General features: G+C 69.0%; 10 protein-coding genes. 7 read left to right on the top strand and 3 right to left on the bottom strand.

Annotation, left to right across the window (positions count from 1 at the left end; translation table 11 throughout):
• The first annotated feature begins 6 nt into the window (after window positions 1–6).
• The 7 genes from CG50_RS08590 to CG50_RS08560 all read left to right on the top strand — a co-directional run bounded on the left by CG50_RS08590 (window position 7) and on the right by CG50_RS08560 (window position 8,626).
• Window positions 7–1,332 (top strand): C69 family dipeptidase, encoded by a 1,326-nt coding sequence (locus tag CG50_RS08590; RefSeq protein ID WP_051909754.1) that lies wholly within the window; start codon window positions 7–9, stop codon window positions 1,330–1,332.
• A 24-nt stretch (window positions 1,333–1,356) separates the two neighbouring features.
• Window positions 1,357–2,865, top strand: coding sequence for an amidohydrolase family protein (locus tag CG50_RS08585; RefSeq protein WP_036637128.1), 1,509 nt, complete (start codon window positions 1,357–1,359; stop codon window positions 2,863–2,865).
• Entirely contained in the window at window positions 2,862–3,782 is a 921-nt protein-coding gene (locus CG50_RS08580; RefSeq protein ID WP_036637126.1) for a CobW family GTP-binding protein, read from the top strand. The genes CG50_RS08585 and CG50_RS08580 overlap by 4 nt, the downstream gene beginning before the upstream one ends.
• Window positions 3,783–3,822: 40 nt before the next feature.
• The gene (locus tag CG50_RS08575) at window positions 3,823–4,980 is read left to right on the top strand and encodes a M20 aminoacylase family protein (protein ID WP_036637124.1); all 1,158 of its coding nucleotides are present in this window, start codon (window positions 3,823–3,825) and stop codon (window positions 4,978–4,980) included.
• Window positions 4,980–6,116, top strand: coding sequence for a M20/M25/M40 family metallo-hydrolase (locus tag CG50_RS08570; protein ID WP_036637122.1), 1,137 nt, complete (start codon window positions 4,980–4,982; stop codon window positions 6,114–6,116). Before CG50_RS08575 ends, CG50_RS08570 begins: the two co-directional genes overlap by 1 nt.
• A gap of 75 nt (window positions 6,117–6,191) precedes the next feature.
• The gene (locus tag CG50_RS08565) at window positions 6,192–7,244 is read left to right on the top strand and encodes a phosphotransferase (RefSeq protein ID WP_036637120.1); all 1,053 of its coding nucleotides are present in this window, start codon (window positions 6,192–6,194) and stop codon (window positions 7,242–7,244) included.
• Between the two features lie 35 nt (window positions 7,245–7,279).
• On the top strand, window positions 7,280–8,626 hold the full coding sequence (locus CG50_RS08560) for an aspartate aminotransferase family protein (protein ID WP_036637118.1): 1,347 nt from the start codon (window positions 7,280–7,282) through the stop codon (window positions 8,624–8,626).
• A gap of 27 nt (window positions 8,627–8,653) precedes the next feature.
• On the opposite strand, the gene CG50_RS08555 is transcribed toward CG50_RS08560, so the two are convergent.
• From CG50_RS08555 to CG50_RS08545, 3 genes are all read right to left on the bottom strand, one after another.
• Window positions 8,654–9,946, bottom strand: coding sequence for an NAD(P)/FAD-dependent oxidoreductase (locus tag CG50_RS08555; RefSeq protein WP_036637114.1), 1,293 nt, complete (start codon window positions 9,944–9,946; stop codon window positions 8,654–8,656).
• 76 nt (window positions 9,947–10,022) lie between these two features.
• On the bottom strand, window positions 10,023–10,445 hold the full coding sequence (locus CG50_RS08550) for a Rid family hydrolase (RefSeq protein ID WP_036637113.1): 423 nt from the start codon (window positions 10,443–10,445) through the stop codon (window positions 10,023–10,025).
• A gap of 9 nt (window positions 10,446–10,454) precedes the next feature.
• Window positions 10,455–11,594 (bottom strand): tyramine oxidase subunit B, encoded by a 1,140-nt coding sequence (locus CG50_RS08545; RefSeq protein ID WP_036637111.1) that lies wholly within the window; start codon window positions 11,592–11,594, stop codon window positions 10,455–10,457.
• Window positions 11,595–11,615: the final 21 nt, after the last annotated feature.

Genomic DNA, 11,615 nt, shown 5'->3' with positions numbered 1-11,615 from the left:
GGGACGATGTGCGATACGATGGTGGCCCTTGCCCCGCTGACCCGCGACGGGCGGACGCTGTTTGCCAAGAACTCGGACCGCGAGCCGAACGAGGCGCAGTATCTGACCCGGGTTCCCGCGGCCGACCATGCCCCCGGCGCGACCCTGCGCGCGAGCTATGTCGAGATCCCACAGGTCCCCCATACCCATGCGCTGATCGGCTCTCGCCCGTGGTGGATGTGGGGGTTCGAGCACGGCGTGAACGAGCACGGCCTCGCCATCGGCAATGAGGCGGTCTGGTCGCGACTGCCGGCCGGGCGCGAGCCGGGGTTGCTCGGCATGGATCTGCTGCGCCTCACCCTCGAACGGGCGGCGAGCGCGGACGAGGGGCTTGCCGTGCTCACCGCGCTGGTCGAGCGCTATGGACAATCGGGCCGTGCGGCGGTGGCGCGCGATCACTTCTATCACAACGCTTTCATCCTCGCGGATGCGGCATCGGGCTGGGTTCTCGAAACCGCGGGGCGGCATTGGGTCGCGAAGCGGGTGCGGGGCTGGGCCTCGATCTCGAACCTTTATTCCATCGGCAGCGATTATGACCGGATCTCGGCGGGCGCCGAGGCTTTCGCGACGGAACAGGGCTGGCACCGGGCGGGGACGCGCTTCGACTGGGCGGCGAGCTTCAGCGATACCGAACGGGCGAATTTCCCGACCTGTCAGGCGCGGTTGCAGATGTCGCGGGCGGGGATGGGCGGTCTCGTCGCCGCGCAGCCGGTCACGGTCGCGGACATGTTCGCGCGGCTGCGCGATCACGGCGACGAGTGCCCGCATCCGGGCGCGGGCGGTCAGGGGCGGGTCTGTATGCACGCGGTCTCGGCGCATCAGGGGTCGGAGACGGCGGCAGCGATGGTGGCAGAGCTTTCGGCCGATGGCCCGCCGGTGCTGTGGTGCGCGCCCGGCTCGCCCTGCCTGTCGGCCTTCGTGCCGGTGTGGATCGACGCGGATCTCCCCGAGGGATGGGCGCAGCCCGCCCCCGGCGCGCCGGACATCTGGTGGCAGACCGAGCGGATGCAGCGTCTGGCCGAACGCGATTATGCCCGCTTCGCGCCCGCGGTGCGCGCGGCCCTCGATCCCGTCGAGGCGCGCGGTCTCGCCGCCGTCGCGGCGCTGCCGGTGCGGGCCCCGGCCAGTGCGAGGGGCGCGCTGACCCGTGCCCTCGGGGCGGATCATGCGGCCGCGCTCGCCGCGCTCACTGTCATGCTGGAAGGCGTCACGGCCGGGAGTGAAGACCCGCGCGGCGCCTATCTGGCCGAGGTTTCCTCCGACATTCCCGACACCGCCCGCCCCGCGGCCTGAGGGCCGGAACCAAAGGATATTCTGATGTCTTCGACTGAACCCTTCGACCTCGTGATCCGCGGCGGCCGGGTGATGGACCCTGAAACCGGCCGCGACGAGATCGCCGACGTGGCGATCCGCGCGGGCGAGATCGTCGCCATCGGGCCGGACCTCGGCCCGGCCAAGGTCGAGCTTGCGGCCGCGGGGCTGATCGTCGCGCCCGGCTTCATCGACATTCACGCGCATGGACAGTCGGTTGCCGCCGACCGGATGCAGGCCTTCGACGGGGTGACCACCTCGCTCGAACTCGAGGTCGGCACGTTGCCGGTGGCACCGTGGTATGACAAGCACCGCCGTCAGGGGCGGGTGCTGAACTACGGCACCGCCGCCGCCTGGATGTCGGCGCGCAAGCAGGTGATGGTCGGCTATCAGCCGCGCGACGTCTCGGCGCTGACCATGATGGGCGACCGGATCGACGATCTGCGCTGGCAGCAGGACGTCGCGGACGACGCGCAGGTCGCCGGGATCGTCGCGCTGATCCGCGAGGGGATCGAGGCGGGCGGCATCGGCATCGGCATCCCCAACGCCTACGCCCCCGGCGCCGGCGTCAAGGAGATGACCGAGGTCTGCCAGCTTGCCGCCGATACCGGCACCCCCACCTTCACCCATGTCGCCTTCGTCTCGAACGTCGACCCGCGCAGCAGCATCGAGGCCTATATCCGCCTGATCGGTTATGCCGGGGCGACGGGCGCGCATATGCACATCTGCCATCTGAACAGCACCTCGGGCCTCGATGTGGAACGCGCGGCCGAACTGCTGCGCAAGGCGCAGGCGCAGGGCCTGCCGATCACCGTCGAGGCCTATCCCTACGGCACCGCCTCGACCGTGGTCAGCGCGGCCTTCTTCGCCGATCCGAATTACCGCACGCGCACCGGGCGCGATTACGACGCGGTTCAGGTGGTGACGACGGGCTATCGCTTCACCAGCCGCGACGATCTGCTGCAGGCCGCGGCGAAGACCCCGGGCGAGCTGATCCTGCACCATTTCCTCGATGTCGAGAACGGCGGGCCGCATCAGCGCTATCTCGATGTTTCGGTGACCTTTCCGGGCGGCTCCATCGCCTCGGACGCGATGCCCTGGGTCGATGCGACGGGCGCGATCTACGAGGGCGAGGACTGGCCCCTGCCCGAGGATGTCTTCGCCCATCCGCGCTCTTCGGGCACCTTCACCCGCTTCTTCCGGCAGTATGTGCGCGAACGCCGGCTGGTGCCGCTGATGGAGGCGATCGCGAAATGCACGCTGATCCCGGCCTCGGTCGTTGAGGGCTGCGCGCCCGGGATGCGCCGGCGCGGCCGGCTGCAACCGGGGGCCGTGGCGGATGTGACGGTGTTCGACCCCGAGACCATCGGCGAGCGCGCGACTTTTGCCGCGATGAACCGCCCGGCCGAGGGGGTGGTGCATCTCCTCGTCAACGGCGCGCCGGTGATCCGGAACGGAGAGCTTCAGACCGAGGCGCGGCCCGGCCAGCCGATCCAGCGGCGGGCCGGGGCATGAGCACGCCGGTTCTGCTGGTCACCGGGTTCCTCGGGGCGGGCAAGACCACGGCGATCAACCGGCTTCTGGCGGCCGGTCATGGCGAGCGCATCGCCGCCATCGTCAACGATTTCGGCGCGATCAACATCGACGCCGAACTGCTGGCCGAGGCGAGCGACACGGTGATCGGGCTGCAGAACGGCTGCATCTGCTGCTCGCTTCAGGGCGATCTGCTGCGCACGCTGCGGCTGGTGCTGGGCCGCACCCCCCGGCCCGAGCGCATCGTGATCGAGGCGAGCGGCGCCGCCGATCCGCGCGGCATCGTCGAGACGATCATGGACCCGGCGCTGTGGGATGCGGTCGATCTCGATGCGGTGGTCTGTCTGGTCGATGCCGCCGATCTGGCGATGACGCCCGAACGCGCCCGCGATCCGCTGTGGCTTGCACAGATGCAGTTCTCGGATTTCGTGCTGATCGGCAAGACGGAGGGGGTCGGCGCCGGCGATCGCGCGCGGCTCGACATGATCTGCGCCGCGGCGGGCAAGCCGGTGTTCGACATCGACGCCCTGCCGCTGCCGGTCGAGGCGATGCTCGGTCACGCCCCCGGTTCCGCGCAGCGCACCGTTCCGACCGGCCCGCATGTCCATGCCGAACGCTTCGTCACGGTCGAGTGGCAGGCGCGGGCGCCGCTGTCGCTTGCAGCCTTTCAGGCGGCGCTCGATGCGCATGGTCGGGGGCTGCTGCGCGCCAAGGGCTTCGCGACCTTCGCCGAGCGTCCGGGCCGGCGCTACCTGTTCCAGCTCGTCGGCCAGCGGGCGAATTTCACGCCGGTCACGGCGGAACCGGACGATACGCCCTGCCGGCTGGTGTTCATCGGCGAGCGGGACCGTTTCGCCGCACAGGATCTTCTCGACGCGCTCGACCGGGCGCGCGGCTGAGGCACGTCACCCGCACCATTGCAAAAGGAAGGAAACCGTCATGCCCGTTCTCGACCGCATTGCCGATTTCGCCGACGATCTGACCGAGATCCGGCGCGATTTCCACCGTCACCCCGAGCTTGGCTTTCAGGAGGTCCGCACCTCGGGCCGGGTGGCCGAACTGCTGGAAAGCTGGGGGATCGAGGTCACCCGCGGCATCGGCGGCACCGGGGTGGTGGGCGTGCTGCACGGCAGCCGGCCGGGGCGCCGGATCGGGCTGCGCGCCGATATGGACGCGCTGCCGATGCAGGAGATGACCAACCTGCCCTGGGCGTCCGAAACCCCCGGCGTGTTCCATGGCTGCGGCCATGACGGGCATACCACCATGCTTCTCGGCGCCGCGCGCTATCTGGCCGGGACGCGCGATTTCGCCGGCACCGCGGTGTTCATCTTCCAGCCGGCCGAGGAAGGGCTGGGCGGTGCGCGCGCGATGATCCGCGACGGCCTGTTCGAGCGCTTCCCCTGTGACGAACTTTACGGAATGCACAACGCCCCCGATCACGCTCCCGGCCGCGTGGGCGTGAAGCCCGGCCCGGCGATGGCGGGATCGGATTTCTTCGACATCACCGTGCGCGGGCGCGGCAGCCATGGCGCGATGCCGCAAGACAGCATCGACCCGGTGGTGATCGGCGCGGCGCTGGTCGGGCAGGTGCAATCCATCGTCTCGCGCAACCTCGCGCCGACGGATCCGGCCGTGGTCTCGGTGACGAAATTCCAGTCGGGATCGGCCTATAACGTCATCCCCGACAGCGCGCTGCTGTCCGGCACGATCCGCTATTTCGACGCCGCGACCGGCCGCACCATTGCCGCCCGCCTTCAGGCCCTGTGCGACGGCTTCGCCCGCGCCCATGGCTGCGAAATCGAGTTGCGGCTGTGGAACGTGTTCGACGTTCTTTACAACGATCCGGCGCGTTCGGCCGACATGATCGCCTGCGCCGCCGACATCGTGGGCGCCGACAACAGTTTCGAGAAAACCACCCTTCAGACAGGATCCGAAGACATGGCGGACATGCTCAGACTGGTTCCCGGGGCCTATTGCACCCTCGGTCACGGCGGCGATGTGCCGCTGCACAACCCGGGCTTCGTGCTCGACGACGCGATCCTTCCGGTGGGGGCGAGCCTCTACGCCCATCTCGTCGAGACGCGGGGGGCGCTGTGATGAGCCTTCCGGAGCTGCCTTTCGACACCGATGCGATGATCGCCGGGCTGCGCCCCTGGATCGAGTGCGAAAGCCCGACCTATGACGCCGCCGCGGTGGCGCGGATGATGGATCTGGTGGCCTTCGACTGTGCCGCGCTCGGCGCCACGGTCGAGATCATCCCGGGCCGGATGGGCTTCGGCCCCTCGGTGCGGGCGCGAATGCCGCATCCCGACCTCGGCAAGCCGGGGATTCTGGTCTCGGGCCACATGGACACGGTGCATCCCATCGGCACGCTCGCGAAGAATCCGTTCCGGGTGGAGGGCGGCCGGGTCTACGGCCCCGGCGTGCAGGACATGAAATCGGGCAATTTCATCGCGCTCGAAGCGATGCGCCAGCTGACGCGCGCGAAGATCGCGACACCCCTGCCGGTGACCTTCCTGTTCACCCCCGACGAAGAGGTCGGATCGCCCTCGACCCGCGGCCTGATCGAGACAGAGGCGCTTGCGAACCGCTATTTCCTGTGTCCCGAACCCGCGCATCCCGGCAATGCCGTCACCACCGGCCGCTATGCCATCGCGCGCTACGAGATCGCCTGTTCCGGCCGGCCGAGCCACGCCGGCGCGGATGTCGAGGGGGGCGTCTCCGCGGTGCGCGAACTCGCCCGCCGCATCCTCGAAATCGAGGCGATGACCACCCCCGATTGCACCTTCTCGGTCAATGACGTGACCTCGGGGCGATGGGTGAACTGCGTGCCGAGCTTCGCGCGCGCACAGGTGCTGTCGATGGCGAAGGAACAGGCCGATCTCGATGCCGGCACGGCGCGGATCCTCGCGCTCGCCGGAGAGCGTAACGGTGTCGCCTTCACCGTCGAGACCACGGTGGTGCGTCCGGTATGGGCGAACGGCCAGCCCGAGACCATGGCGCTTTACGAGGTCGCCCGCGCGCTCTCGGCCGAGATGGGGATGGAGCTGCCCTGCGTTTCTTCGGGCGGCGGGTCGGACGCCAATTTCTCGGGGGCGCTGCGCATCGCTTCGCTGTGTTCGCTCGGCGTGGCGGGGGCGGGGCTGCATACCCTTGACGAACATATCGAGGCCGCCAGCCTGCCGCTGCGCGCGCGGCTGTTCGCGGGGTTGCTCGCTACGCTTGGCGGGTAAGCGGGCCGTGGCTGAAGATTGACTATTGTCGACAATCGCCATACACCGGTTCCAGATCCGATCCAGGGAGCCGATATGCAAGAGGTCCAGGCTGTCACGACAATCGACCTCGGGTCGTTATCGGCAAAGTGCCGTGCTGTCACCCCCGAAGCGGCCGCCCGCTTCGCCGCGGACCAGTGGGGGGTGACGGGCGTGCTGCGCCGTTTCGAGACCGAGAAGGACGACACCTTTCGCCTCGATACGCCAGAGGGCAGCGCGTTTGTGCTCAAGATCGCCAATCCGGCCGAGCCGCGCGACGAGCTGGACCTGCAGATCGCCGCGCTCGACCATATCGCCCATAACGCTCCCGATCTTCAGGTGCCGCGGGTGTTTCCGTCCCGCGAGGGACCGCTCGCCGCGCTCGAGACCGCCGAGGGGGTGCGCCTTGCCCGGCTGATGAGCTTCCTGCCGGGCAGGGTTCTGGACACGCTGCCCCCCGACCGGGCCGAGCAATATGAGATCGGCCGCACCGCGGCGCGGTTGCGCCTGGCGATGGAAGGGTTCGGGCATCCGGCCGCAGGGCGCACCATCGCCTGGGACGTGCGCCGGCTGCCCGACCTCGAGCCGCTGATCGCCACCGTGACCGATCCCGGCCAGCGCCGCCGGCTGGAAACGGCCTTCGCCCGCTTCATGGACCTGCTGCCGCGGATCGAGGCCTTGCCGCGCCAGGTGCTGCACAACGACTTCAACCGCTCGAATCTGGTCGTCGACCGCTCTGGCCCCCATCCGCGCATCGCCGGCATCATCGACTTCGGCGATGTGGTCCATACCGCCATCGCCATCGACGTCTCGACCGCGCTTCTGAACCAGCTCCCGCGCGAGGACGAGCCGTCGGACGACATGTTCGCCGGCCCCCGCGCGGTGCTGGCGGGGTATCTCTCCGAAGCAGCCCTGAGCGACGAGGAGCTATCGCTGATCCCGCATCTGGTGATGGGCCGGCTGGTGACGCGCGCGCTGCTGTCGCTGTGGCGCGCCGCGCAGTTTCCCGACAACAGCCGCTATATCCTGCGCAATACCGCGCAGGGGTGGGCGCAGCTCGACTGGTTCCTGGCACAGAGCCCGGACGAGGTCTCGGCGCTGCTGCTCTGAACGCATATCCCAACTGACAGGAAGGAAGCCCCCGCATGTCCCCCGAACGCTCCGCCCCCGGCAAGATGGTGAACGCTTTCAATCCGGCGGCGACGGAAGGCCTCGATGCCGCGACGCAAGCGGCGGTGGCGCGGCGTGCGCGGCTGCTCGGCCCGGCGTATCGGCTGTTCTATCGCCACCCGGTCGCGGTCTGTCGTGGCGAGGGCACGCGGCTGTTCGATGCCGAGGGGCGCGAGTATCTCGACGCTTACAACAACGTCGCCTCGGTCGGGCACGCCAATCCGCGCGTGGTCGAGGCGGTGGCGCGCCAGATGGGCACGCTGTGCACCCATACCCGCTACATTCAGGACGGCATCCTCGATTACGCCGAGCAGATGTTGCCGACATTCGGCGGCCGGATCGCGGCGAACGGGCACATGATGTTCACCTGCACCGGGTCCGAGGCGAACGACCTCGCGATGCGGATCGCGCGCCATCGCACCGGGCGCAACGGCATCATCGTCACCGCCGAGGCCTATCACGGCAATTCGCATCTGACGGCCGGGTTTTCGCCCTCGCTCGGCGATGCATCGCCCTTGGGCACCTGGGTGCGTCGGGTGCCCGCGCCCGATTCCTATCGTATGGATCCCGACACACTCGGCCAGAAGATGGCCGAGGCGGTGGCGGAGCAGGCCTGGGAGCTGAAGCGCCACGGCGACGGGCTGGCCGCCTTCATCGCGGATTCGCTGTTCTCCTCGGACGGGATTTTCGCGACGCCGGGCGTGCTGAAGCCGGTGGCCGAGGCTGTCCATGCCGCGGGCGGGCTGTTCGTCGCCGACGAGGTGCAATCGGGCTTCGCGCGTTCGGGGGATCGGTTCTGGGGCTTCCAGCGCCACGGCATCGACCCCGACATCGTGACGATGGGCAAGCCGATGGGCAATGGCTACCCGGTCGCGGGCATCGCCGTCGCCCCTGAGGTCGTCGAGAGCTTCGGCCGCGACACGCGGTATTTCAACACCTTCGGCGGCAATGGCGTGGCGATGGCCGCCGCGCAGGCGGTGGTCGATTTCATGCGCGACGAGGACGTGCAGGGCAATGTCGCCCGCGTCGGCGCCCGCATCCGCGAGGGGCTGACGGCGCTTGCCGCCCGGCACGAGGCGATCGGCGACATCCGCGGCGCGGGCCTGTATATCGGCGTCGAGATGGTCAGCGACCGTGCCGCCCGCACCCCCGATGCCGCGCTCGCCGCGCGGATCGTCAACGATCTGCGCGAGCGCCGGGTGCTGATCTCGGCCACCGGGCCCGAGGCCAATGTCCTCAAGATCCGCCCGCCGCTGGTGTTCTCGGACACCGATGCCGACTGGCTGCTGAGTGAATTCTCCGCAGTCCTCGCGGCGCTGTAAGGCGGGCGGGGCGGGGCAGGGCCGCCCTCAGAACCGCGACAGGCGATAGGGATCGGGTGCGATAAGCGGGTTTGCCTCCGTCACCAGATCGGCGGCGAGCTGGCCCGCCGCCGGCCCGGTGCCGAAGCCGTGCCCCGAGAAACCCGAGGCCACGGTCAGCCCGGGAATGCGCCCGACCCGGTCGATCACCGGGGTCGAATCCGGGGTGATGTCCATCGTCCCCGCCCAGGTCTCGACGATCTTCGCCGCGTCGAACTCGGGCCAGGCGGCGCACAGGTTCTTCATGGCCTCGGCGTTCAGGCCCGGGTCGGTCGGCGGATCCATGGTGCGGACACGGTCGAACGGGGACGGGCCAGCGGGCCCCCAGCGACGCGGCAGGGCAAGATCGCGCAGGAAATCCCGCCCGATCTTGATACGCAGAAATTGCCGCTGCGCGCGCAGCGTCGGCAGATAGCGCATCCCGATCAGCAGATGGTCGAGCTGGATGGGCGCGTTCAGCGCGCCGCGCTGCGTGATCGTGTAACCGCCGTCGAGCCGCTTGCGGAACGAGAAATCCGGCCCCCCCACGGCAATCTCGCCCGGCCCCTCCATCGGTGCGGTGCGCAAGACCGAGCATACCAGCGGCAGCGTGGGCAGCGATACGCCCAGGTTGCCCAGAAACCGGCGCGACCACAGCCCGCCGGCCAGAAGCACCTGATCGCAGCGGATTTCACCCTGTTCGGTCATCACGCCGCTGACCTTTCCCGCCGAGAGGGAAAGCGTGCGCACCGCGCAGTTCTCGATGATCGTCGCGCCTTTCGCGATGGCGGCGCGGGCGATGGCGCTTGCGGCCAGTCCGGGTTCGGCGCGCCCGTCCGAGGGGGTGACGATGCCCCCCGCCCAGGTGCCCCGTCCCCGGGGCACGAGCGCGTCGATCTCTCCCGCCGTCAGCAGCCGCGCGTCGAGCCCGAGCGCGTCGACCGCCTTCAGCCAGCCCGCGTGCATCGCCATTTCGGCTTCGGTGCGGGCGAGATACATGATCCCGGCCTGCCTGTAGCCGACATCCATCCCGGTGCGCGCGGGCATTTCGGCCCACAGCCGGTCGGCGGCCACGGCCATCGGCACATCGGCGGGCGCCCGGCCCATCTTGCGCACCCAGCCGAGGTTTCTCGACGACTGTTCCCCCGCCAGACGTCCCTTTTCCAGAACGACGACGGGGATGCCCCGCTCGGCCAGTGTCAGCGCCGCCGTCAGTCCGACGATGCCCGCACCGATCACCACGACGGTGGTGGCCTCGGGGATATGGGAAGATGTCTCGACGGGGAAGACGGCGGGGGCCATGGGGTGCTCCTGAGCAAGAGGCCTGATCGGGAGGGGCCGCCCCGCAGGGCAGCCCCGGTTGTTCGGGGGGGGGCGCTCAGCGCGCGGTCGAGAGCCGCTCCGTTTCGGCGTGGGCCGCGCCGCGGAAGGCGGTCACCTCGATCTCGACCTTGTAGACGGTCGAACCGAGCGGCGGGCAGGTCACCGTCAGGGCCGGATCGACCCCGCGGAACCGGTTGCCGAAGATTTCCATCACGGCCGGCGTGTCGGCGGGTGTCTGGATGAACACCCTGGCCGAGACCACATCGCCAAGCCCGGAGCCCACCGCGCTCAGCGCGGCCTCGATATTGGCGAAGACCTGCTCGGTCTGGGCGGTGACGTCCTCGGGGATCTCCCTGGTCTCGGGGTTGCGCCCTGCGGTGTTCGACACGAAGATCCAGTCGCCGACCGCGACGAGGCGCGAATAGCTGCTGATATCCTCGAGCCGGTTGCCGCTCTTGACCTTGATGATTTTGCTCATGTCGCTCCCTCAGCGCAGCGTCGGCACATCCCACAGGTTCAGCTTGACGCCGATCCCCCGGGCGATGGCATTGCGATATACAACGGTGCCCCAGGCGACATCCTCGACCGGCATTCCGCCGACCGACATCAGGATGATCTCGTCGTCGTTGCGCCGTCCGGGAAGATCGCCTTTGACGATGGCGCCCAGATCCTCGATCTGGTCGCGGGTCATCTTGCCCTCGTGGATCATGTCCATGAACTTCACGCCGATCACCGGGATCACCTTGTGGGCGGGCTTCGGCACTTCCTCGAACCAGGCCTCGTAAAGGCCGGTATTGTCGAGAACCTTGCGCACGTCGGCGGCCTGCATCCCCGCGTCGATATTGCACAGCGCCGGCATCGCGAGGAAGCAGCCGGGCTTCACCCAGTCGCGTTTCACCGTCGGATAGGTCTCGGGATCGCCCACCTCGCCCGAGCTGCAGAAGGTCACGATGTCACTGCCACGCACCACCGCCTCGAGGCTGTCGACGACCTCGACGGTGGTGACCTGCGGGAAGGTCTCGGCCAGCCAGGCGAGGAAACTGTCGAGGCTCTTCTGGCCCCGGCCCTTGACCTTCACGGTGTCGATGCCGGGCCGGACGGCGATGAAGGCGGAGAGCGCGGTCTTCGCCATCACCCCCGGCCCGAGAATGCCCACCACCTTCGCATCCTTGCGAGCGAGGTGACGCGCGCCCACGCCCGGCACCGCCCCCGTGCGATAGGCCGACAGCAGATTTGCCGACATGAACGCCAGCGGCGCCCCGGTATCCGCGTCGTTCAGCGTGAACATCAGGATCGAGCGCGGCAGCCCCTTTTCGCGGTTCGCGATGTTCGAGCCATACCACTTCACCCCGGCGGTGCGGAAACGACCGCCCAGATAGGCCGGCATCGCCATGAAGCGGCGGTCCGCGGTGGGCTTGGGCATGTCGGGGAAGGGCGAGCTTTCCGGGAACACCACCATCGCGCCGTGGCTGTCGTTGTTCGCGCCCGCCATGCGATAATCGCCGGTGTGGAGCAGGCCGAACATCTCTTCCATCGTGTCGACGCAGGCCGGCATGTCGGTCACGCCGGCGCGGATCATGTCGGGTTCCGACAGGTAGATGAAGTCAATTCGGGTCGGGTCGGTCATGGGTCTGCTTTCTGTCAGAGG

The sequence above is a fragment of the Paenirhodobacter enshiensis genome, assembly GCF_000740785.1.
GTDB lineage: Bacteria > Pseudomonadota > Alphaproteobacteria > Rhodobacterales > Rhodobacteraceae > Rhodobacter > Rhodobacter enshiensis.
The sequence above is the reverse complement of the archived record's forward strand: the minus strand, read 5'-3'. Positions and strand labels throughout refer to the sequence as shown.